Genomic DNA, 20,603 nt, shown 5'->3' with positions numbered 1-20,603 from the left:
CTAGCTGTCCTCGCGGATCTGCCGCCCGGTGAGCTTCAGGAAAAGGTCTTCGAGATTCGCGGGGCGATGGAAGGTGCGCAGGCCGCCGTGCCGCGTGAGCGCGTCGAGCAGCCGCCGCGCGTCCTGCGTGTAGAAGAACACCGTCTCCCCGCTCACTTCGACGCGTGCCGCCATTGCCTTGAGTTCGGGCGACTCGGCCAGCGACAGCGCACCGTTGCCATACACCTCGACCACATCGGGCTCCAGGTGCTCGGCGATCAGGTCGCGCGGCTTGCCTTCGGCGATCTTGCGGCCGTGGTCGAGCACCAGAAGGCGCGAACACAGGCGCTCGGCCTCATCCATGAAGTGCGTCGTCAACAGGATCGACTTGCCCTGCTGCAGCAGCACCTGCAGCCGCTCCCACATCAGGTGGCGCGCCTGCGGGTCGAGCCCGGTGGTCGGTTCGTCGAGCAGCAGCAACCTGGGGTCGTTCACCAGCGCACGCGCCAGCGACAGCCGCCGGCGCATGCCGCCCGAGAGCTCGCCCGGCTTCGCATCGGCCTTGTGCGAGAGCGCCGCGAACTCCAGCAACTGCGGCACGCGAGCGCGCACCTCTGCCTTGCTGAATCCGAAGTAGCGGCCGTACACCACGAGGTTCTCGGCGCAGCTGAAGTCGGGGTCGAGCGTGTCGAACTGCGTGACCACGCCCAGCTGCGCCTTGATGGCGAGCGCGTCTCGCGGCATCTGCAAACCGAGCGCCGAGATCTCGCCGCCGTCGGGCGCGGTGAGGCCCAGGCACATGCGGATGGTGGTGGTCTTGCCGGCGCCGTTGGGGCCGATCACGCCGAGGCATTCACCCGGCGCGATCTCGAACGACAGGTCGTCCACGACCGTGGTGTCGCCGTAGCGCTTGCGCAAGTGGCTGGCGTGGAAGAGGGGAGGGGTGGAAGAAGAGGATGGCACGCGGCCATTCTGGCGCAGGCCTGCGGCGCGCGCCGCCATCGCTTCAACCGATGGACAAGCGGCGCGGGTTCGGCGCAACTCCCGGCACAATCGACGCCCGGCGAATACCGCCAGGAAAGATCCCAAGATGCTGCGTTTTCTGTTGGCGCTGTCGGTCGTGCTGCTGCTCGGCGCCTGCGCGCAATTCCACCGGCCGCTCGCGGCGGCGGACCGGGCAAAGGTCCAGGAGGTCGATGTGCGGGTGGTCGTCGCGCAAGAGAGCTTCATGTTCTCCGCGCAGGCGCCCGGCCTGAGCGAGGCCACGGGCGGCGGCCTGATCGGCGCGCTGATCGACTCTTCGGTGCAGCAGGTGCGGCAAAAGGAAATGAGCGCGGAGGTCGGTGCCATCGTCGGCCCCCTGCTCGACTACGACTACCGGGTCGAGGCCGGCCTCGCCCTCGGCGAGGTGCTGAATACGCCCAATGCATTCCCGCTGAAGATCGCCTCCTCGCAAGTGCTTGCGGGCATGCCGCCGAAGGCCGAGCAGAACGCCCGCATCGCAGCCACCAAATCCGGCCCCGCCTACCTCGTGCTGTTGCTGCAGTACATGCTGGAGCCCGGGCTGGGCGCCTTCACCACGCGCACCACGGCACTGCTCTGGCAGGACGGCAACAAGGAGCCCTCGTACCGTTCCGCGACGATCTACCAGACACCGGTCAGCGGCGGTGCGCGCGCCACCGTCGTTCGGCGGCTGGGCGCCAACGACGGCCAGCAGCTCAAGGCCGTGATGCGCGATTCGATCCGGCAGACGCTGCACGTGGTGGGGCTGGATCTCGCCGGTGCGCGCTCCGGCGCGATCCGCACGGTGCGGTTCAACGTCAACGGCACGTGGTTGACGCTGGGTGGACAAGGCTTCGACGAGCAGCCCGGCCGCGTCGCATTTCGCGACCAGGACAACGCGATGTATTCGGTCCGGACGGCCGCGCCATGAAGCGACCCTCGCAACCTCGCACTGGCCTGGCAGCGGCCTTCTTGTTCGCGCTCTGCGCCATGCCCGGCCTCGCGCAGGCGGTCACCGAAACGGAGCCGCTCGACATGGTCTACCAGCAGGCGCCGGAGGCGGAGCAGCGTCCCAACGGTCCGCCGGTGGAAACCCTTCGTGTGCCGCAGGGCTGCAAGCTCTACCTGCCGGCCATCGAGGATGCCCGCAACAACCAGGTCTACGTCGGCAACCTCACCTTGATGATGCCGACGGTGCATGCCACGCCGAGGGCGGTGGAGTCGCTGCGCAGCGGCGATGCGGGCATGTGGACGCGCAATGCGTTGCTGTCGACCCAGCGCTATGGCTACCAGCCCATCGTCGGCGCGCCCGCTGCGGCCACCGGTCCCCCGCAGGTCTCGGCGGTGGTCGCGTTGCGTCTGGCCCATGCGTGGTCCGCGGGGCTCAACCTCGTCTCGCATGTGGTGCTGAAGGTGAGCTACCGGCTGCCCGGCGGCGAAGTGGTCACGCGCCTCTATCACGGCATGGGCACGCGCACCAACTGGGCGAGCGGCAATGGCGAGTTCATGTCGGTGCTGAACCTCGGCATGGAAGAGGCGGTGCGCAGCATGGCGACCGATGCCGCGGCGCTGTGCGAAGGCAAGCCGCTCCCGGCACCCGCGCCCGCTGTTGCGCAATGACGGCTACATCCGCAAGCCGCTGAACTCCGTCTTCATCCAGTCGATGAAAGCCCGCGTGCGGGCCGGCAGCAGCCGCGCATTCGGGTAGATCACGCTCACCGGCCGCGGCGGGGGCTCGAAGTCCTCGAGCACGATCGCCAGGCGCCCCTGCGCCACGTAGGGCAGCACCTGGTACGAGAAGAAGATGCCGAAGCCCATGCCCGCGGCGCAGGCCTCGACAGCGGGCGCGAGGTGGTTGAACTCCAGCCGGTTGCTCGGCGTCACGCTGATCGTCTTACCGGCCTCGTGGAACTGCCATTGCGGTGGCGCATCGATGCGGCCGCGCACGCACGGTGCGCCGTTCAGCTCGCGCGGATGCTGCGGCGTGCCGTGGCGCGCGAGGTAGTCGGGGCTCACCGCCACCACGCGCCGGATGGTGCCCAGCGTCTGCGCCACGAGCGACGAATCTTCCAGCGGGCTGATGCGGATGCCGACGTCGATGTTCTCCTCCAGCAGGTTCACCGCGCGGTCGTACAGCAGCACGCTGCAGCGCACCTTGTCGTAGCGCTTCATGAAGCGGGTGATGGCCGGCGCCACGTACATGTGGCCGAACAGCACCGGCGCGGTGATGGTGAGCTGGCCCGCCGGCTCGCGCGCCTCGGCGTTGAGCGCGCGGTCGGCGGCGTCGGCCGCGAGCAGCACCTCGCGCGCGCTCGGCAGGTAGTGGCGGCCCTCTTCGGTGAGCGACAGGCGGCGGGTGGTGCGATGAAAAAGGCGCACGCCCAGGTGCGCCTCGAGCGCGGCCAATGAACGCACCACCGCGGGCAGCGAGGTACCCAGCGACTCGGCGGCGCGGGTCATGCTGCCTTGATCGGCAATCTGCACGAAGGTCTGCATGGCTTTGAAGCGGTCCATGCCGCGATTAAACCGGAAAACGCAGCAGTCAAATACAAAAATGGCTATTCATTCATCGGATGCAAGAGAGAAGAATCGGGAACACGCCAACCCCGGCCCTCGTCTCGACACTGCAAAGGACTTTTCATGAACGCCATCGACACCCGCCCCGCGCAACCCATCAAGCTCTACGGCAGCGCCATCTCGGGCCACGTGCACCGCGTGCGCCTGTTCCTCTCGATGCTCGGCCTGCCCTTCGAGGTGATCGAGCTCGACCTGAAGCAGCGCGACAACCGCACGCCCGAATTCCTGGCGCGCAACCCGTTCGGCCAGGTGCCGGTGATCGAGGACGGTGACGTCACGCTGGCCGATTCCAACGCGATCCTCGTCTACCTCAATGCGCGCTATTCGGCCGACCCTTCGCGCTGGATGCCGCAGGACGCGGTGGGTGCGGCGCGGGTGCAGCGCTGGTTCTCGGTGGCTGCGGGTCCGCTGGCCTATGGCCCGGCGGCCGCGCGCGTCATGGCGCTGTTCGGTCTTGCGGTCGATCCGACCGAGACGGTGACGCGTTCGCATGCGCTGCTCGCGGTGATGGAAATTCACCTCGAACGCCAACCCTTCCTCGCCGGCCCCGAAGCCACGCTCGCCGACATCTCGAACTACGCCTACGTGGCGCATGCACCCGAAGGCCGCGTGTCGCTCGAAGCCTATCCACAAGTGCGCGAATGGCTCGCGCGCGTTGAAGCCTTGCCCGGTTTCGTGCCGATGGTGCGCACGCAGGTCGGGCTTGCGGGGGTCGCATGATCTCGGCACCTTTCCACGCCGGCGAGCGCGCTTTGCAAATGCAGGCCGGCTCGCGCGAGCAGATGGCGTTCGCAGGGCCGCGCGTCATCCGCGACTACATGCCCGACCAGCACCGCGAATTCTTCGCGCAACTGCCGTTCGTCGTGGTCGGCAGCCTCGATGCGAACCTGCAGCCCTGGGCCAGCGTGCTCGCAGCGCCCGCGGGCTTCGCGCATTCGCCCGATGCGACCCACCTGCGCGTCGATGCGGTGCCCGCGGCCGGCGATCCGCTCGCGGGCCAGCTTGCACAAGGCGCTCCGCTCGGCCTGCTGGGCATCGAGCCGCACACGCGGCGGCGCAACCGCATGAACGGCACGGTCGAATCGCTCGATGCGACGGGCTTCATGCTCGAGGTGCAACAGAGCTTCGGCAATTGCCCGCGGTACATCCAGGCGCGCGAGCCGGTGTTCGCGGCTGCGCGAACGGACAGCGCGCCGGTGCAATGGCTCGACAGGCTCGACCTCGCTGCCGAGCGGCTCATCGGCAGCGCCGACACGCTGTTCATCGCCACGGCCTACCCGGAGGCGGCAGCCGCGGGCGACGAAGCCGATGCCAGGTCGCACGGTGTCGATGTGTCGCACCGCGGCGGGCGGCCCGGCTTCGTTCGCGTCGACGAAGGCGGTGTGCTGACCGTGCCCGATTTCAACGGCAACCGTTTCTTCAACACGCTCGGCAACCTGCTCGCTCATCCGCGCGCGGGCCTGCTGTTCATCGACTACGACAACGGCGAGCTGCTCCATGTGGTGGCGACCGCGGAGATCGTGCTGGACGGTCCCGAGCTTGCCGAGTTCGAAGGCGCCGAGCGTCTGCTGCGCCTGCATGTCGAGCACGCCTTGCGCCGGCCGGCCGCGCTACCGCTGCGCTGGGGTGATGCGCAACTGTCGCCGCACCTTGCGGGCACGGGGCACTGGGCCACCGCGCGCGGCTGAACCCCTCAGTGGAAGACCGGGATGCGCGCGTTGGCCGAAGGGCGATAGCTCCAGCCGCGCGCGCGGATCGCGTCGAGATCGGGCTGGCGGTTCAGCAGCGCGTCGAGCCCCGCAGCCGCCAGCGTGCAGGCCAGCGCCTGGCCCGGGCAGGCGTGCATGCCGTGGCCGAAGCCGAGCATGCGGCGCCGTTCGCGCACCAGCTGGAAGCGGTCCGGCTCGGGGTTGAAAGCCGGGTCGCGGTTGGCAGCGGCCAGCACCAGCAGCACCGCATCGCCCGCCGCCAGCGGCGTGCCTGCGATGGTGATGGGCTCGATCGCGAAGCGGCGCGTGTTGTGAACCGAAGGATCGTGCCGCGCCGTCTCATCCACGATGGCCTGCAGTCCGTCGCGGGTGCACGCAGCCTGGCGCAATGAAGGTTCGCGCATCAGTGCGATGAGGCTGTTTCCCAGCAGGCCGGCCGTCGCATCGCAGGTCTGCGAGAGCAGGCCGACGAGGTTGGCGAGCAGGGAGCGCGAGAGCGGCGTGCCGGCACCGCTCTCGGCCAGCACGGCCGCGAGCAGCGTGCCGTTGCGAGGAGGCGCACTCGCGGTCAGCAGCTCGAAGCGCGTCATCAGTTCGCCCGCGGCAGCGCTCGCCGCCTGCAACTGGTCCGCCGTCGACAGCGGCGACAGGCAGGCGACGAAATCGCGCATCCAGCGGTCCACCTGCGGCAGCGCTTCATCTGCAAAACCGAGTAACTGCGCGACCGCCTGCATGGGCATCGAAAACAACGCGTCCGACAAAGGCGCCATCGGCACGTCGCGCGCAACCCGCAAGGCCGCTGTGTGCACGGCATTCAGGTCCAGCCCGGCCAGCGCGCGCTGCAACGCGGGTCGATGCCCCTGGTGCGCAGCGCCATCGTTCATGCGCACCAGATGGCCGAACACCTCGCCGGCCGGACTACCGGCGATGGCGCGTGGAACCGGTTCGGCGGCGGGCCGCACACGCAGCGCGCCGTGCGCGAGCAGCACCGATTCGATGACGTCCGCGCGGCTCGCGACCCACACGCGCATCTTCTCGTTCCACATGAGCGGCGGGCCTGCGCGCAGTTGCGCATAGAAGGGATAAGGGTCCGCGTGCATGACGGCCGCGACCGGATCGACAGGCATGTCGACGAGAGAAGTGGGGCTTGTGTTCATGGCGCGCAGTGTGCAATCGCCGCCGCCGCCACACTTCGCCCGCGAACGAAGTGTGGATTGCCGCAGCGTTTTACGATGGCCGCATGGACACGACCTCGAACGCCAACGCAGATCTCCAATTGGCCCGCCTCGCCGGCGCCATCGCCGAGCCGGCGCGCGCCCGCATGCTCAACTGCCTGATGGACGGCCACGCGCGCACCGCGACCGAGCTCGCCACCGTCGCCGAGGTGGCCGCCTCCACCGCCAGCGCGCACCTCGCACGCCTGAAGGAAGAGCGATTGGTCGAAGTGCTCGTGCAGGGCAAGCACCGCTACTTCAGGCTTGCGGACGACAACGTCGCAGCCGCGCTCGAAAGCCTGATGGTCGTGGCCGGCGCGCCCCGCACGGTCGAGTTCAAACCGAACACGCCGAGCCGCCTGCGCGCCGCGCGCACCTGCTACGACCACATGGCCGGCACGGCCGGCGTCGCGCTGCACGACCGGCTGCATGCGCAAGGCTGGCTCAGCGGGCTGCAGAGCGGCTCGTACGAACTCACGCCCGAAGGCGCGATCGCGCTCGAAAGCCTGGGGGTCGAAGTCGATGCGGTGCGCCGTTCGCGCCGGCGCTTTGCCTGCGCGTGCCTCGACTGGAGCGAGCGCCGTCCGCATCTGGGCGGTGCGCTGGGTGCCGCGTGGCTGCAGCTGTCGCTGCGCCGCGGCTGGGTGCGGCAAGAGCTCGACGGGCGCGAACTCGCGCTCACGCCCAAGGCGCAGCGCGAGATGCCGGAGCTGTTCGCCTGAGGGCTGTCTTCAGGCCTTGAGTTTCAACAGGTAGATCATCGGCCCGGCCATCGCCAGGTCGAGTTCGAGGAAGCTCTCGAAATCCTTGCCGGCCATCCAGTACGCATCCCAGTTGTTGCGCTTGATGGTCTTCTGCCAGACATCGGCACCGGTCGCGCGGCGCACGGCTTCCAGCAGCACGGCGCGCCGTTCGGCGGGCACCTTCTTGCCGGTGAGCACGCCGCGCCAGTTCGCGAGGTCGGCGTCCACGCCCTGTTCGCGCACCGACGGAATGCCCAGGAACGGACGCTTGGACGACACGCCGATCGCGCGCAGCTTGCCGCCGGCCAGCGCATCGCTGAACTCGCTGTAGCCCGAGATGCCGGCGACCGCCTTGCCGGTTTCCAGCGCCTCCACCACCTGTGCGCCGCCGGGGTACGGCTGGTAGACGAGGCCCGCGGTGTTGCCGGCTACGCGCGCCAGCATGCCGGCGTACATGTGGTCCACACCGCCGGCCGAGCCGCCCGCGATGACGGTCTTTGCCGCATCGGCGCGGAGGGCTGCGATCAGGTCCTTGGGCGTCTTGATGGGCGAATCGGCCTTCACCGCTACCACTTCGTAATCGCTGGTGAGTCGCGCGACCGGGGCGACCTGCGCCATGGTGACGGCGGGCTTCTGCAGCGCGACCGCGCCGACCATCACCATGCCGCTCATCAGCAGGGTGTCGGGGTCGGCATCGTATTTCTCGACGTACTTCGCAAGGCCGATGGTGCCGCCCTTGCCGCCGACGTTTTCATAGACCACGTCACCCGCCGCGCCCGAGGCCAGCAGCGCCGCGCCGAGCGCGCGGCCGGTCTGGTCCCAGCCGCCGCCTTCGTTGGCGGGAATGACGATGCGCAACTTGGCAACCAGCTGCGGCTCGGCCGCACCGGCCGAGCGGGGCCACAGCAGTGCGGCCTGGCCGGCGCAGGCAGCGGCGACGCCGCCCGCCACCCATGCGCTGAAATCGCGGCGGGAAAGGGCAGAAGGTGACGATCTAGGCATTTTGTTTCCGATTGTTCTCAAAAGTAACCGGATGATGTCCGCAAAATGTGCAAAACACCTGCATGAACGCCTAGGTAGAAACCCTGAAAAGGGCCTTCCAGCTGCCAACTATTACTGGAAAGCGACCTCCGCGAAGCTGCGCAGCTTGCGGCTGTGCAGCCGGCTCGAGCCCTCTTCCCGAAGGATGTCGATGGCCCGCATGCCGATGCGCAGATGCTGCTCCACCCGCTCGCGATAGAAGTGGTTGGCCATGCCGGGCAGCTTGATCTCGCCGTGCAGTGGTTTGTCGCTCACGCACAACAAAGTGCCGTAGGGCACGCGGAAGCGGAAGCCGTTGGCCGCGATGGTCGCGCTCTCCATGTCGAGCGCCACCGCGCGGCTCTGGCTGAAGCGGCGCTGCGGCTGGTTGCCGGGCAAAAGCTCCCAGTTGCGGTTGTCGGTGCTCGCCACGGTGCCGGTGCGCATGATCTTCTTGAGGTCCGGGCCTTCGTAGCGCGTGATGTCGGCCACGGCTTTCTCCAGCGCGAGCTGGATCTCCGACAGCGCCGGAATCGGCACCCACAGCGGCAGCTCTTCATCGAGCACATGGTCCTCGCGCACATAGGCATGCGCCAGCACGTAGTCGCCCAATTGCTGCGTGTTGCGCAGCCCCGCGCAGTGGCCCAGCATCATCCAGGCGTGCGGGCGCAGCACGGCGATGTGGTCGGTGATGGTCTTGGCATTGGCGGGGCCGACGCCGATGTTGGTCATCGTGATGCCGCTGTAGTCCTCGCGCACCAGGTGGTAGGCCGGCATCTGCGGCAGCCGCGGCGGTGCCGTGCCCTGGCTGCCATCGAGCAGGTGGCCGAAGGTGGCGCTCGCGCCCGCATCCAGCCCGCGCCGGCGCGTGACCACGTTGCCCGGTTCGATGAAGGCGATGTATTCGCTGTTCTCGTCGGCCATCGCTTCGTGGCCCAGGCGCACGAACTCGTCGATGTAGAACTGGTAGTTGGTGAACAGCACGAAGTTCTGGAACCACTCGGGCGCGGTGCCGGTGTAGTGGCGCAGGCGGTGCAGCGAGTAGTCGACCCGCGCGGCCGTGAAGAGCGACAGCGGCTGCGCCTCGCCGTCCCGCGCCTCGTAGGTGCCGTTGGCGATGCCGTCGTCCATCACGCCCAGGTCGGGCAGGTCGAACACGTCGCGCATCAGCGCGCGGCGGTCCTCGCTCATCGTGCCTTCGATGTGGTCGTTCTCGGCGAACGAGAAGTGAATCGGAATCGGCTGCGTGCTGGTGCCGACCTCGAGCTCCACCTGGTGGTTCTCCAGCAGCAGGCGGAACTGGTCGAGGTAGTAGCGCGAGAAGAGATCGGGCCGCGTCAGCGTGGTCTCGTAGCGGCCCGGCCCGGCGACGAAGCCGTAGCTCAGGCCCGCATTGGCTGGCGGCGTGTGACGCGAAACCGTGTGCGTGTGCACCCGCACGAACGGATAGCAGGCCCGCACCCGGCCCGGCAGCGCCTCCCCGGCCACGAAGCGCAGCATCGACTCGCGCAGATGGGCGAGTCCGCCCTGGTAGATGGCTTTGACCTGTTCGAGTGCGGCGGCGGCGTCGGTGAAGCGGGCGGGGGCGACGAATGTGGGCATGTAGGGCATGGCGGCATTGTGCAATGGGCGGTTAACCTTTAGCCGGACGGACAACCAAGGAAACGAACCGATGAAAGTTGCAGTCATGGGCGCCGGCGCAGTCGGCTGCTACTACGGCGCCATGCTGGCGCGTGCGGGCCATGAGGTGGTGCTGATCGGGCGGCCTTCGCACGTCGAGGCGGTGAAGGCGAACGGGCTGCGGCTCGAGACAAAGACCTTCGACGAGCAGGTGCGCCTCGATGCGAGCACCGAGGCGAGCGCGGTGCAAGGCGCTGATCTCGTGCTGTTCTGCGTGAAGTCCACCGACAGCGAATCAGCCGCCGCGCAGATCAAGCCGCATCTCTCGCCCGATGCGCTGGTGCTCACGCTGCAGAACGGCGTGGACAACGACGAGCGCGTGCGTTCGGTGCTGTCGAATGAAGTGGCGGCGGCCGTGGTCTACGTGGCCACCGAGATGGCCGGCGCCGGTCATGTGAAGCACCACGGTCGCGGTGAGTTGGTGATCGCCCCTTCACGTGCGAGCGAGCGGGTGGCAGAGCATCTGATCGCCGCCGGCGTGCCTACGCAGATATCCGACAACGTGCGCGGCTCGCTGTGGGCCAAGCTGATCCTGAACTGCGCCTACAACGCGCTCTCGGCGGTGTCGCAGCTGCCCTATGGCGAACTCGTGAAGGGCGTGGGCGTGAACGACGTGATCCGCGACGTGGTCGCCGAATGCCTCGCCGTGGCGGCAGCCGAAGGCGTTGTGATCCCGGGCGACACCGATGCGGCGATCCGCGGCATCGCGCAGTCGATGCCCTCGCAGTACTCATCCACCGCACAGGACCTCGCACGCGGCAAGCTCAGCGAAATCGACCACCTCAATGGCCTGGTCGTGCGCCGCGGCGAAGCGCTCGGCGTGCCCACGCCCGCGAACCGCGTGCTGTTCGTGATGGTGAAGCTGCTCGAAGGCAAGCAGCAGAAGGCCGGCGTCTAGCCCGGCATCGGTTCGCGCATCGTCACGAACTCTTCGGCGCCCGTCGGGTGGATGCCGATGGTGCTGTCGAAGATCGCTTTTGTCGCGCCCGCGCGCATCGCCACCGCAAAGCCCTGCACGACTTCGCCCGCGTCCGCGCCCACCATGTGCAGGCCCACCACGCGGTCGCTCTTCTTGTCGACCACCAGCTTCATGAACGTGCGTTCGCTGCGACCCGAGAGCGTGTGGCGCAGCGACTTGAACTCGCTCGAGAACACCGTGACTTCGCCGAACTTCGCGCGCGCGTCGAGCTCGGTGTAGCCGCAGGTGCCGATGTTCGGGTGGGTGAATACGGCTGTCGGGATGAACTCGTAGTCCATGCGCCTCTTGCCCTTGCCGAACAACGCATCGACCACCACCATCGCCTCGGCCAGCGCCACCGGCGTGAGCTGAACGCGCGTGGAGACATCGCCCACCGCGTAGATCGACTGTACCGACGTGCGATAGTGCGCATCGACCGCGATCGCGCCGTTCTCATCGAGCTTCACGCCCGCCGCTTCGAGGCCAAGGCCCTCTGTGTTGGGAACGCGGCCGGTGGCGAAGAGCACCGTGTCGGCCTCGATCTGTTGACCGCGTGCAAGCGTCACGACGAGGCCGTTCGAACCGCGCGCGATCAGCGAGGCTTCGCAGTTCAGGCGCACGTCGACCCCCGCCTTGCCCATCTCGTTCGCGAGGAACTGGCGCACGTCGTCGTCGAAGCCGGTGAGCAGGTGAGCGCGGCGGTGCAGTTGTGTCACCTTCGAACCCAGGCCATTGAAGATCGATGCGAACTCGCAGGCGATGTAGCCGCCGCCCACCACCAACAGGCGCTTGGGGAACGGGTCGAGATCGAACATCGCATCGGACGTCACGATGTGCTCGCGCCCCGGGATCTCCGGCACATAGGGCGTGCCGCCGGTGGCCACGAGCAGGTGGCGCGCAGTGTGGCGCTTGCCGTCGATCTCCACCGTGTGGCCGTCGACCAGCTGCGCCCATCCGGTGACGAGCGTGACGCCCGAGTTCTTCAGCAGCGAGGCATAGATGCCGTTGAGCCGGCCGATCTCCTTGGCGCGCTGCGACTTGAGGTGCGCCCAGTCGAACTGCGGCTCGGCGGGAAGCTTCCAGCCGTAGCCCGCGGCTTCCTCGAAGGATTCGGCATAGCCGGCCGAATAGCTGTAGAGCTTCTTCGGGATGCAGCCCACGTTGACGCAGGTGCCGCCAAGGTCGGCGGCTTCGGCCAAGCCAACGCGGGCGCCCGTCTGTGCCGCCATGCGCGCGGCGCGAACGCCGCCGCTGCCGCCGCCGATGACGAAGAGGTCGAAGTCGAATGTGGGCATGAGAAGAAGCTCCTTTCGGGCGACTGTAGCGGCCGGTCGATGGCAGTGCTTCAGGCGGGACTTGGCGCAGTGCAGCCCTGCCGGAACGCGAGCGAGAATTCGCACTGCAACGAGAGGGACACTCCATGAAGAACAACAGCACCCCACATCGCGCGCGCAAGGCGCCAGCCTGGCTATCGGCACTGGCGTTGAGCGCGGCGGCCATCGCACCCTTGCCGGCCGATGCGCAACTTGCGGCCAAGCCTTCCTTCTATCGGCGTCAGATCGAGCCGCAGCCTGAAGGGCCGACGGCACAACCCGTGCCGCGCCCCGCAGTGGCCGCATCGTCGCCGGCATTGCACAGCCAGGGCGACTTCGACGCGCTCGCACGCGTCTACGACCCCGGCACGCCGATGCAACTGGCCCATGTGCTGTTCGTCATCGACCGCCAGGCCAAGCCGGTGCGCACCCACTACATCGACACTCCGCGCTACCAGCTGCATGTGCGTTTCGTGCGCGACACCGGCCTCTCCCCGCGCGCGGGCAAGCGCGAGATCGACCGCAACTACCTCGTGCCAGATCGCCGCTTCCTGTTCGGCACGCTGAGTTGGCAACAGAACATCGGCACCTTCACCTACGAGTTCTGGGAAGGCGACCGGCTCACCGCGCCGCTGCTCAAGCAGGCCGACGCACAGGTGAAGGCCAGCTTCTTCGCGCCCGTGAAGTTCAAGACCAACTCCACGTTGCATGAGCGTGTGGCCAAGGAGGCGGGCATCGATTTCGTGAGCCAGGAAGCGCTGATCCGCGAGCAGCCCTACATGCCGATGAACCTCGGCACCGCGACGGGACGCGTGCGCATCGTGAACGACGCATCGGGCCTGAATGCGCTGTTGCCCGACGACATCGCCGTGCTGCGCCAGGTGCCGATCAATCTGCCGCCGGTCGCAGGCGTGCTCACCGAGCGGCCATCGACCGCGCTCTCGCATGTCAACCTGCTGGCCAAGGGCTGGGGCATTCCGAATGCCTATGTGCGCGATGCGGCCACCGTGCTGCGCGAGCATGCGGGCCAATGGGTCGCGCTCAAGGTCGCGGCCTCGGGCTATCAGTTGCGCCGTCTCACGGCGGAAGAAATTGCCGCGCTTCCGCCGCGTTCCGTGCGCACCGCGGCCACAGGCGCGGTGCCCGGCAGCGACAGGGCCGTGAAGCCCGACCTGCGCGAAACCCGCCTGCTGCCGCTCGCCTCACTGCGTGCGCGCAACAGCGCGCAGTGCGGCTCCAAGGCCGCGAACCTCGGCGCGGCGCTGGCCGCGCGCATTCCATCGACGACCGTGCCCGATGGGTTCTGCATTCCGTTCGCGCACTACGACCGCTTCATGCGAACAAATGGCCTGGCCGATCGCATTGCGCGCATGCAGCAACAACCCGGCTTCGCGAGCGATCCGCAGCAGCGGCAGAAAGCGCTCGCCCAACTGCGCGACGAGATCGTGAAGTGGCCCGTCGATGCCGCCACCGCGGCGTCGTGGCGCGCCGCATGGCAGTCGCAATTGGGCGGTGTCGGTGTGTTCGTGCGCAGCTCGTCCAACTCCGAAGACCTGCCGGGCTTCAGCGGCGCGGGGCTCTACACCACGGTGCCCAACGTAAAGACCGGCGACACGCTCGAGCTCGCGGTCAAGAAGGTCTGGGCCTCGGTGTTCAACCCCGAGGCCTGGGAGGCGCGCAGCGCCGCGGGCTTCGGCGCCGAATCGGTGCTGATGGGTGTGTTCGTGCAGACCGCCATCGACTCGACCAATGCCGGCGTGATGATCACCCGCGACCCGTTCGACGCGGGTCACCCGCACGTCACCTATATCTCGGCCAAGCGCGGCATCGGCATCCGCGTGGTCGAGGGGCAGCGCGTGGCGGAGCAGGTGATGTATTCGAGCTGGTCGAAGGCGATCCAGGTGCTGAGCCGCTCGGCCGAAGAGACGGCGCTGCAGCTCGACAAGGACGGTGGCGTGAAGGAAGTGCCGGTGGAGCAGGGGCGCAACGTGCTGACCGATGAGCTCGTCGTGCGGCTTGCCAATGTGGGCGCGGCCGTGAAGCGCACGTTCAATGCGGTCGATCAGGACATCGAATGGGCAACGGTGGGCGACAGGATCGTGCTGCTGCAGGCGCGGCCGTATGTGGAGAGGCGGCGCTGAGAAGAGACGCGCATTCCCGCGCTCTCTCTCAGCGCCGCTGACGGCTACTTGTACAGCAGCTGCGGCAGCCACAACCCGATCTGCGGCCAGATGTACAGCAGCACGATCGCCAGCACCTGGATGCCCATGAACGGCAGCATGCCCAGGAAGATCTGGTTGAGCGTCACGTGCGGTGGACTCACCCCCTTCAGGTAGAACGCCGCCATCGCCACCGGCGGCGAGAGGAACGCGGTCTGCAGGTTCATCGCCACCAAGAGCCCGAAGAACAGCGGATCGACCCCGAAGTTGTCCAGCAGCGGAATGAAGATGGGCATGAAGATCACGATGATCTCGGTCCACTCCAGCGGCCAGCCCAGCAAGAAGATGATCACCTGGCTCAGCACGAGGAACTGCACCTTCGTGAGGTTCATGCTGAGCACCCACTCTTCCACCAGCGCCTGCCCGCCCAGCAGCGCGAACGCCGCCGAGAAGATGGCCGAGCCCACGAAGAGCCAGCACACCATGGCCGAGGTCTTGGCCGTGAGGAAGACCGATTCCTTCAGCACCGCGAGGTTGAGCCGGCGGTAGGCGGCGGCCAGCAGCATGCCGCCGAGCGCGCCCATGGCCGCGGCCTCGGTCGGCGTGGCCAGGCCCAGCACGATCGAGCCGAGCACCGAGAGGATCAGCAGCATCAGCGGGAAGAACGACGCCAGCAGCATCTTGAAGATCTCGAGCCGCGCGAAGCTCAGGAACAGGTAGAAGAGCGCGGTGATCGCGCCGAATACCGCGAAGGTTGCGATCCACCAGGTGGGGGCGGCGCGGTAGGTCGGTGCTTCGGCTGCTGCAGCCGCCGCGGGCGCAACTGAAGTGGCCGCCGATGGCTGCGCGCCGGGTGGCGGGGCGAGCGTGGACGCATCCGATGCCGCGGGCGGCGGCGATGCAGCCTCGCCGCTCGGCGGCTCCTGCAAGCCACCGTCGCTTGGCGGTTCCTGCAATCCGCCTTCCGACGGCGGCTCCTGGAGCCCGCCTTCGGCCGGCGGTTCCGCGAGGCCGCCCGAACTCGCGCCACTGCTGCTGCTTCCGCGTGCGGCGCCGATCTCCTCGATGTCGTAGCGCGCCTCGGCCTCGACGGTGGTCACCGCGCGGTAGCTGAAGCCGGCCAGCAGCGCGAACACGATGGCCGGCAACGCCACGATGGTCAGTTGACGCAGCACGTGCGAGAACGGCACCTCTGCATTGCGCCGGCCCTTGAGCAGTCCGACCAGCGCGTGCGCCGTGGGGCTTTCGGCCAGCCGCTGCGACATCGGCGGCAGCGGCACCACGCGATCGGCCGCCGACAGCGGCGGCGCCCACTGGGGCTTGAGCTTCGCGATCAGGATCACGTACAGGATGTACAGGCCCGCCAGCATCACGCCCGGAAAGAACGCGCCCGCATAGAGCTGCACCACCGACACGCCGGCCGTCGCGCCGTACACGATCAGCAGCACCGAGGGCGGAATCAGGATGCCCAGGCACCCGCCCGCGGTGATCGCGCCCGCCGCGAGCGGCACGCTGTAGCCGCCGCGCAGCATCGCGGGCAGCGCGAGCAGCCCCATCAGCGTGACGACCGCGCCCACGATGCCGGTGGCCGTGGCGAAGATCGTGCAGGTAACGAGCGTGGCCACGGCCAGCGCGCCCGGCAGCCGCGCGAGCGCCAGGTGCAGGCTCTTGAAGAGCGACTCGATCAGGTTCGCCCGCTCCACCAGGTAGCCCATGAAGACGAAGAGCGGCACCGCGATCAGCACGTCGTTGGCCATCGTCTTGTAGGCCGACTGCACCATCAGGTCGAGCGTGCGGTGCCAGTCGCGGTCGTAGGCCATGAAGGTGAAGAGCATGCCCATGCCCATCAGCGTGAAGGCGGTGGGAAAGCCCAGCATGATCGCCACCACCACCAGCGACAGCATCAAAAGGCCCAGGTGGCCGTTGGTGATGGTCTCGGCGCTCAGCAGCACGGTGGCGGCGCCGATCACGATCAGCGCCATGAAGGTGAGGCCGAACCAGAGTTCGCGGCGGATCTTCATCGCGAGCCCTCCCGTGCCTCGTTGGCGACGACCACGCGGTCGAGCGCGGCGATGTCGGCGTCCTTCACGTGCACCATTTCCTTGAGCTTCTCGACGTCGACTTCCTCGACGTCCTGCTCGCGCGAGGGCCAGGCGCCGTCGCGGATGCACTGCACGCAGCGGATGATCTCCACGATGCCCTGCAGGAGCAGCGTGAAGCCCGCGAGCGGAATGATGAACTTGAACGGATACAGCGGCAGCGGCTCGGCCGAGAAGGTCTGCTCCCGGATCGCGAGCGATTCGCCGGCGTAGATCCATCCGGCCCAGGTCAGCGCGACGATGCCGGGCAGGAAGAAGACGATGTAGAGCACCAGGTCGACCAGCGCCTGCGTGCGCGGCCGGAAGAAACCGTAGAGCACGTCGCCGCGCACGTGGCCGTTCTTGGAAAGCGTGTACGCCCCGGCGGTCATGAACATGGCGCCGTACAGCATGATCTGCGCGTCGAGCACCCACGCATGCGGATGGTTCAGCACGTAGCGCGAGAACACCTCCCAGCTGATCAGGAGCGTGAGCAGCAGGGCGCACCAGGCGAAGGTCTTGCCGATCCAAGTGGAGAACCGGTCGACCGCCAACAGGAAAGATTGCATCGGAACGAGCTCCTCGCCGCGCTCCGGGCGCGGCTTGCGTGCAGGCATGAAAAGAGGGCACCCCGCGGGTGCCCTCGCGTCACAGGAAGCGCATCAGGACTTCTTGGCCTGCCGTCCGAAGTAGTGGTTGTAGGCCATCTTGAAATCGACCGAATAGTCGTTCTGCCACTGGCCCGCGCGCTCGGCGAAGGCGCGCTGCGAATCGAGCACCTTCTTGAAGAGCGCGTTCTCGGCCGACTTCTTGGCGATGGTCTTGTCCCACGAGGCGAGCTGCGCGCGCAGCACCGAATCGGGCGTCTTGTAGAACTTGATGCCGCTCTTCTTCAACTCCTCGTAGTCCTTGGAGTTGCGGTCGATCGCCTTCCAGCTCATGTCGGCGCTCGCGGCCTGCGTGGCGTACTCGATCACCGCCTTGAGCTCGGCCGGCAGCGCGCGCAGCTTGGGGCCGTTCCAGAGCACCTCGAACTGCTCGCCGCTCTGGTGGAAGCTCTGCAGCATGCAGTTCTTCGCCACGTCGGGAAAGCCCAGCACCCTGTCGCTGGAGGCGTTGTTGAACTCGGCCGCATCGATCAGGCCGCGGTCCAGCGCGGGCACGATCTCGCCGCCGGGCAGCGGGTTCACGGCCGCGCCCATGTCGGTGAACACGTCCACGGCGAGGCCGACGGTGCGGAACTTCAGGCCCTTCATGTCCTCGGCCTTGGCCACCGGCTTCTTGAACCAGCCCAGCGGCTGCGTCGGCATCGGGCCGTACAGGTAGGAGGCCACGTCGAGGTTCAGGCTCTTGTAGATCTCCTCCATCAGCGCCTTGCCGCCGCCGTAGGTGTGCCAGGCCAGCACCATGTTGGCGTCCATGCCGTAGCCCGGACCCGAGCCCCACAGTGCCAGCGCCGAGTTCTTGCCGTACCAGTACGCGACCACGCCGTGGCCGCCGTCCAGCGTGCCCTTGGCCACTGCGTCGAGCAGCTGGAATGCGGGCACGACCGAGCCGGCCGGCAGCACTTCGATCTTCAGGCGGCTGCCCGCCATGTCGTTCACCTTCTTGGCGTAGTCCTGCGCGTACTCATGGAAGATGTCCTTTGCGGGCCAGGTGCTCTGGAAGCGCAGCGACGTGGTCTGCGCCATGCTGACCATCGGCGCCGACATGGCGCCCGCGGCCACGGCGGCACCTTTCAGAAGGTTGCGGCGGCGGGGTGACTTGCTCTCTGTCATGTTGTCTCTCTCCATACAAGTTCTGAACTGACCGAAAAAATCCTGCCCGCTCTTGGAGTTATGTTTGACAGGCCCAGGCCCGATCTTTGGCGCGCGCGAAAACGCGACAAACAGGGTTTTCACGAACTGGTGAAAAATTCCACCATCCGGCCGGTCCCAGGCAAGGTAAAGATGCGGCGGCCCGCGAGGTAACCCTAATGAAATGGAAGGAAGCAAAGAGATGACTGAACCCGTTGGTGAAAAAGGCTATGCCGGCGACGTGACGCCCGAGCAGGCGGCGCAATGGCAGGCCAGCGGCGAAGCCGTGCTGGTCGACGTGCGCACCGATGCCGAGCGCGAATGGGTCGGCTACGTGCCCGGCGCCGTGCCGTTGGCGTGGAAGCAATGGCCGGGCATGGCGTTGAACCCGGCGTTCGACGAGGGCGTGCGCGCTGCCGGCGAAGGCGGCAAGAAGCTGGTGCTGCTGTGCCGCAGCGGCGTGCGCTCCATTGCGGCCGCGAAGCGCGCCACCGAATTGGGGCTGGAGGCTTACAACATCCTCGAAGGCTTCGAGGGGAATCCGGATGAAAGCGGCCATCGCGGGCAGATCGGCGGGTGGCGCAAGCGCGGGCTGCCCTGGAAGCAGAACTGAATCCGCGTCAGGTCCACGATGTCGCTTTCGCGGCCGAAGTCCAGCGATGAACAAGCCGCTTGTAGAAGAGAACGCGTTTCTCTATGACGAGGTCAGGAGATCGGGGCGATTGGCACGAAGCCAGTTTTCGGAACCGGCCAGCAATTGCGCGGCTTGTTCGATGCAGGCCTGCAGCGTGGCGGTGGAAACCGGGTCACCTTCATAGTCGCTCGCATTGCGTTGCCGACGCAATGCATCGAGCACGATGATGTCCGGCTGTGTGCCACGCCCATCGTCAGGCCCAGGCTCTGGATGGCGGTCTGGTGGTGACCTGGCTGGCTGGTGGATGTGCGGTAGCCGTTGGCCCACAAACCCAGCATCGCGCATTGCATGATGCATTTGTAGGCCGCATCGAATCGGTTGTCGGTGCTGACCTGTGCAACATGCGCGTCGGCCAGATTTCGCCGCGCCGCCTGAAGCAGTTTGGCAATGCCCGCGGCGTCAGGCTGATGGGCCTGCAGCCGCCCGATCGCCAGCAAGTTCTGCAAGCTCATCGGCTCCTCCCTTCACAAGCAATTTTGGTTTGGCCAGTATGTCGCGCGCGAACGCATCGCCGCTGCGCGCGCGTTCTGCAAATTCTTCGGGCGTGTAGAGCACCGTGTTCACCTCGCGGCCGAGCGTCGCGTGCAGAGGAAACACCGCTTGTGCCAGCGTCATGAAATCCACGCTTCCCAGCACCAGCAGATCCACATCGCTGCCCGGCGAGGGTGTGCCGCGCGCTACCGAGCCGAACACGAGTGCCAACCGGATCTGCGCATCCAGCGGCGCGAGCACTTCGCGCACGGCAGGCACCACGCCATGCGTCTTGCGAAACATTGCAGCCAGGTCATCGAACAGCGGATGGCTCGTGTTGGCGTTGTAGCGCACCTGATTGCCTTGTTCGCTGCGCAGCAGCAGGCCGGTGCGCGCCAGCTTGTCCACCTCTCGCGCCAGCGTGCCCGCATGGCTGTCGGTCAGGCGTGCAAGCTCCCGCAGATGGAAGGCCGACTGCGGCTGCAGCAATAACACCGCCAGCGTGCGTTGCCGCGCCGCGGGGAATAGCAGGTCCATCAAGGAAGAGTCGTTGCTCATTAGGCGACGATTGTTGCCAATAAGGCGACATTCGACAAGGCCTTCGGCATCGATTGCTTTGCGCTGGCCTGTCAAAAGCAAAAGGCCCACGGCATGCCGTGAGCCTTTTTCTCATGGGAGCCTTGAAAGATCAGTTCAGCGCTGGAATCCGCAGCTTCTGCCCCGGATAGATCTTGTCCGGATGCGACAGCATCGGCTTGTTCGCCTCGAAGATCGCGTTGTACTTGTTGGCGTCGCCGTAGTACTTCTTCGAGATGGCCGAAAGCGTGTCGCCCTTCACCACGTCGTGGTACTGCGCGGGCGGCGCGGCGGGGGCGACAAGGTTGTTCTCCACGCTCGTGACGTTGGCCACGTTGCCCGCGGCGAGCGAGGCTTTCTCGCTGGCTTCCTGCGAGGGCGCCTGGCCCGCGAGGGTGACGACGCCGCTGCTCGCGGCGTAGGTCACTTCGAGCCCGGTGAGGCCGAGGTTCTGTGTCTCGATGTAGGTCTTGATGGCGGCTGCGGCCGCCGTGTTCGCGTCGGGCGTGGCCGCCTGGGCCGACGATCCTCCGAACAGTTTTTCACCGGCTTCCTTGATGAAACTGAGCAATCCCATGGTGTTCTCCTTGTGCCGTGGTGGATGGAATTTGCGAATGTAGCGGTGGAGCGCCGA

Annotated in this window: 20 protein-coding genes; 8 read left to right on the top strand and 12 right to left on the bottom strand. The window is 67.2% G+C overall.

Going from position 1 to position 20,603, the window contains the following annotated elements:
* Nucleotides 1-981, bottom strand: coding sequence for an ATP-binding cassette domain-containing protein (locus VARPA_RS28195; protein ID WP_013543995.1), 981 nt, complete (start codon nt 979-981; stop codon nt 1-3).
* 88 nt (nt 982-1,069) lie between these two features.
* Here VARPA_RS28195 and VARPA_RS28190 point away from each other — a divergent pair, with 88 nt between their 5' ends.
* Both VARPA_RS28190 and VARPA_RS28185 read left to right on the top strand, forming a co-directional pair.
* Complete coding sequence (locus VARPA_RS28190; RefSeq protein ID WP_013543994.1) at nt 1,070-1,912, top strand: hypothetical protein; 843 nt, start codon at nt 1,070-1,072, stop codon at nt 1,910-1,912.
* Nucleotides 1,909-2,601: a hypothetical protein gene (locus tag VARPA_RS28185; RefSeq protein ID WP_013543993.1), complete on the top strand. Its 693-nt coding sequence runs from the start codon at nt 1,909-1,911 to the stop codon at nt 2,599-2,601. The genes VARPA_RS28190 and VARPA_RS28185 overlap by 4 nt, the downstream gene beginning before the upstream one ends.
* Before the next feature lie 3 nt (nt 2,602-2,604).
* Here VARPA_RS28185 and VARPA_RS28180 read toward each other — a convergent pair whose 3' ends face one another.
* Nucleotides 2,605-3,495, bottom strand: coding sequence for a LysR family transcriptional regulator (locus tag VARPA_RS28180; protein ID WP_013543992.1), 891 nt, complete (start codon nt 3,493-3,495; stop codon nt 2,605-2,607).
* 126 nt (nt 3,496-3,621) lie between these two features.
* Between VARPA_RS28180 and VARPA_RS28175 the strand changes: the two genes are divergently transcribed.
* Together VARPA_RS28175 and VARPA_RS28170 are read left to right on the top strand one after the other, a co-directional pair.
* Entirely contained in the window at nt 3,622-4,278 is a 657-nt protein-coding gene (locus VARPA_RS28175) for a glutathione S-transferase family protein (protein ID WP_013543991.1), read from the top strand.
* On the top strand, nt 4,275-5,246 hold the full coding sequence (locus VARPA_RS28170; RefSeq protein ID WP_013543990.1) for a pyridoxamine 5'-phosphate oxidase family protein: 972 nt from the start codon (nt 4,275-4,277) through the stop codon (nt 5,244-5,246). Before VARPA_RS28175 ends, VARPA_RS28170 begins: the two co-directional genes overlap by 4 nt.
* A 5-nt stretch (nt 5,247-5,251) precedes the next feature.
* Here the strand turns inward: VARPA_RS28170 and VARPA_RS28165 are convergent, their stop codons facing one another.
* Nucleotides 5,252-6,424, bottom strand: coding sequence for a cytochrome P450 (locus VARPA_RS28165; RefSeq protein ID WP_144299056.1), 1,173 nt, complete (start codon nt 6,422-6,424; stop codon nt 5,252-5,254).
* A gap of 83 nt (nt 6,425-6,507) precedes the next feature.
* On the opposite strand from VARPA_RS28165, the gene VARPA_RS28160 reads away from it, so the two are divergent.
* Nucleotides 6,508-7,203, top strand: a complete 696-nt coding sequence (locus VARPA_RS28160; protein WP_013543988.1) for an ArsR/SmtB family transcription factor — start codon at nt 6,508-6,510, stop codon at nt 7,201-7,203.
* Nucleotides 7,204-7,212: 9 nt separating this feature from the next.
* Here the strand turns inward: VARPA_RS28160 and VARPA_RS28155 are convergent, their stop codons facing one another.
* Nucleotides 7,213-8,226, bottom strand: coding sequence for a Bug family tripartite tricarboxylate transporter substrate binding protein (locus tag VARPA_RS28155; protein ID WP_013543987.1), 1,014 nt, complete (start codon nt 8,224-8,226; stop codon nt 7,213-7,215).
* A gap of 111 nt (nt 8,227-8,337) precedes the next feature.
* Entirely contained in the window at nt 8,338-9,855 is a 1,518-nt protein-coding gene (locus tag VARPA_RS28150) for an AMP nucleosidase (protein ID WP_013543986.1), read from the bottom strand.
* A 61-nt stretch (nt 9,856-9,916) separates the two neighbouring features.
* Between VARPA_RS28150 and VARPA_RS28145 the strand changes: the two genes are divergently transcribed.
* Nucleotides 9,917-10,822, top strand: coding sequence for a ketopantoate reductase family protein (locus tag VARPA_RS28145; protein WP_013543985.1), 906 nt, complete (start codon nt 9,917-9,919; stop codon nt 10,820-10,822).
* On the opposite strand, the gene gorA is transcribed toward VARPA_RS28145, so the two are convergent.
* The gene (gene gorA / locus VARPA_RS28140; RefSeq protein WP_013543984.1) at nt 10,819-12,177 is read right to left on the bottom strand and encodes a glutathione-disulfide reductase; all 1,359 of its coding nucleotides are present in this window, start codon (nt 12,175-12,177) and stop codon (nt 10,819-10,821) included. The genes VARPA_RS28145 and gorA overlap by 4 nt on opposite strands.
* A 125-nt stretch (nt 12,178-12,302) precedes the next feature.
* Here gorA and VARPA_RS28135 point away from each other — a divergent pair, with 125 nt between their 5' ends.
* Complete coding sequence (locus VARPA_RS28135) at nt 12,303-14,336, top strand: PEP/pyruvate-binding domain-containing protein (protein ID WP_013543983.1); 2,034 nt, start codon at nt 12,303-12,305, stop codon at nt 14,334-14,336.
* A 44-nt stretch (nt 14,337-14,380) separates the two neighbouring features.
* Here VARPA_RS28135 and VARPA_RS28130 read toward each other — a convergent pair whose 3' ends face one another.
* The 3 genes from VARPA_RS28130 to VARPA_RS28120 all read right to left on the bottom strand — a co-directional run bounded on the left by VARPA_RS28130 (nt 14,381) and on the right by VARPA_RS28120 (nt 18,210).
* Nucleotides 14,381-16,375: a TRAP transporter large permease subunit gene (locus tag VARPA_RS28130; RefSeq protein ID WP_013543982.1), complete on the bottom strand. Its 1,995-nt coding sequence runs from the start codon at nt 16,373-16,375 to the stop codon at nt 14,381-14,383.
* Complete coding sequence (locus tag VARPA_RS28125) at nt 16,372-17,001, bottom strand: TRAP transporter small permease subunit (protein WP_013543981.1); 630 nt, start codon at nt 16,999-17,001, stop codon at nt 16,372-16,374. Before VARPA_RS28125 ends, VARPA_RS28130 begins: the two co-directional genes overlap by 4 nt.
* Nucleotides 17,002-17,094: 93 nt before the next feature.
* The gene (locus VARPA_RS28120) at nt 17,095-18,210 is read right to left on the bottom strand and encodes a TRAP transporter substrate-binding protein (RefSeq protein ID WP_013543980.1); all 1,116 of its coding nucleotides are present in this window, start codon (nt 18,208-18,210) and stop codon (nt 17,095-17,097) included.
* A gap of 220 nt (nt 18,211-18,430) precedes the next feature.
* Here VARPA_RS28120 and VARPA_RS28115 point away from each other — a divergent pair, with 220 nt between their 5' ends.
* Entirely contained in the window at nt 18,431-18,841 is a 411-nt protein-coding gene (locus tag VARPA_RS28115; protein ID WP_013543979.1) for a rhodanese-like domain-containing protein, read from the top strand.
* Between the two features lie 92 nt (nt 18,842-18,933).
* Here the strand turns inward: VARPA_RS28115 and VARPA_RS30870 are convergent, their stop codons facing one another.
* The 3 genes from VARPA_RS30870 to lysM form a co-directional block, all read right to left on the bottom strand.
* Complete coding sequence (locus VARPA_RS30870; RefSeq protein WP_013543978.1) at nt 18,934-19,374, bottom strand: hypothetical protein; 441 nt, start codon at nt 19,372-19,374, stop codon at nt 18,934-18,936.
* The gene (locus tag VARPA_RS28110; RefSeq protein WP_013543977.1) at nt 19,322-19,951 is read right to left on the bottom strand and encodes a nucleotidyltransferase domain-containing protein; all 630 of its coding nucleotides are present in this window, start codon (nt 19,949-19,951) and stop codon (nt 19,322-19,324) included. Before VARPA_RS28110 ends, VARPA_RS30870 begins: the two co-directional genes overlap by 53 nt.
* Nucleotides 19,952-20,081: 130 nt before the next feature.
* Nucleotides 20,082-20,546 carry a peptidoglycan-binding protein LysM gene (gene lysM / locus VARPA_RS28105; RefSeq protein ID WP_013543976.1) on the bottom strand — a complete coding sequence of 155 codons (465 nt, stop codon included), beginning with the start codon at nt 20,544-20,546 and terminating at the stop codon, nt 20,082-20,084.
* Nucleotides 20,547-20,603: the final 57 nt, after the last annotated feature.

This window comes from Variovorax paradoxus EPS, from assembly GCF_000184745.1.
Taxonomy (GTDB): Bacteria; Pseudomonadota; Gammaproteobacteria; order Burkholderiales; family Burkholderiaceae_C; genus Variovorax; species Variovorax paradoxus_C.
Note: the sequence above shows the minus strand (reverse complement) of the source record. Positions and strands in the feature narration are given on the sequence as shown.

What these genes read in the sequence shown, in the direction of transcription:
- VARPA_RS28195 (WP_013543995.1), bottom strand. Translation starts at nt 981, where the DNA reads ATGGCGGCGCGCGCCGCAGGCCTGCGCCAGAATGGCCGCGTGCCATCC.
- VARPA_RS28190 (WP_013543994.1), top strand. Translation starts at nt 1,070, where the DNA reads ATGCTGCGTTTTCTGTTGGCGCTGTCGGTCGTGCTGCTGCTCGGCGCC.
- VARPA_RS28185 (WP_013543993.1), top strand. Translation starts at nt 1,909, where the DNA reads ATGAAGCGACCCTCGCAACCTCGCACTGGCCTGGCAGCGGCCTTCTTG.
- VARPA_RS28180 (WP_013543992.1), bottom strand. Translation starts at nt 3,495, where the DNA reads ATGGACCGCTTCAAAGCCATGCAGACCTTCGTGCAGATTGCCGATCAA.
- VARPA_RS28175 (WP_013543991.1), top strand. Translation starts at nt 3,622, where the DNA reads ATGAACGCCATCGACACCCGCCCCGCGCAACCCATCAAGCTCTACGGC.
- VARPA_RS28170 (WP_013543990.1), top strand. Translation starts at nt 4,275, where the DNA reads ATGATCTCGGCACCTTTCCACGCCGGCGAGCGCGCTTTGCAAATGCAG.
- VARPA_RS28165 (WP_144299056.1), bottom strand. Translation starts at nt 6,424, where the DNA reads ATGAACACAAGCCCCACTTCTCTCGTCGACATGCCTGTCGATCCGGTC.
- VARPA_RS28160 (WP_013543988.1), top strand. Translation starts at nt 6,508, where the DNA reads ATGGACACGACCTCGAACGCCAACGCAGATCTCCAATTGGCCCGCCTC.
- VARPA_RS28155 (WP_013543987.1), bottom strand. Translation starts at nt 8,226, where the DNA reads ATGCCTAGATCGTCACCTTCTGCCCTTTCCCGCCGCGATTTCAGCGCA.
- VARPA_RS28150 (WP_013543986.1), bottom strand. Translation starts at nt 9,855, where the DNA reads ATGCCCTACATGCCCACATTCGTCGCCCCCGCCCGCTTCACCGACGCC.
- VARPA_RS28145 (WP_013543985.1), top strand. Translation starts at nt 9,917, where the DNA reads ATGAAAGTTGCAGTCATGGGCGCCGGCGCAGTCGGCTGCTACTACGGC.
- gorA (WP_013543984.1), bottom strand. Translation starts at nt 12,177, where the DNA reads ATGCCCACATTCGACTTCGACCTCTTCGTCATCGGCGGCGGCAGCGGC.
- VARPA_RS28135 (WP_013543983.1), top strand. Translation starts at nt 12,303, where the DNA reads ATGAAGAACAACAGCACCCCACATCGCGCGCGCAAGGCGCCAGCCTGG.
- VARPA_RS28130 (WP_013543982.1), bottom strand. Translation starts at nt 16,375, where the DNA reads ATGAAGATCCGCCGCGAACTCTGGTTCGGCCTCACCTTCATGGCGCTG.
- VARPA_RS28125 (WP_013543981.1), bottom strand. Translation starts at nt 17,001, where the DNA reads ATGCAATCTTTCCTGTTGGCGGTCGACCGGTTCTCCACTTGGATCGGC.
- VARPA_RS28120 (WP_013543980.1), bottom strand. Translation starts at nt 18,210, where the DNA reads ATGACAGAGAGCAAGTCACCCCGCCGCCGCAACCTTCTGAAAGGTGCC.
- VARPA_RS28115 (WP_013543979.1), top strand. Translation starts at nt 18,431, where the DNA reads ATGACTGAACCCGTTGGTGAAAAAGGCTATGCCGGCGACGTGACGCCC.
- VARPA_RS30870 (WP_013543978.1), bottom strand. Translation starts at nt 19,374, where the DNA reads ATGAGCTTGCAGAACTTGCTGGCGATCGGGCGGCTGCAGGCCCATCAG.
- VARPA_RS28110 (WP_013543977.1), bottom strand. Translation starts at nt 19,951, where the DNA reads ATGAGCAACGACTCTTCCTTGATGGACCTGCTATTCCCCGCGGCGCGG.
- lysM (WP_013543976.1), bottom strand. Translation starts at nt 20,546, where the DNA reads ATGGGATTGCTCAGTTTCATCAAGGAAGCCGGTGAAAAACTGTTCGGA.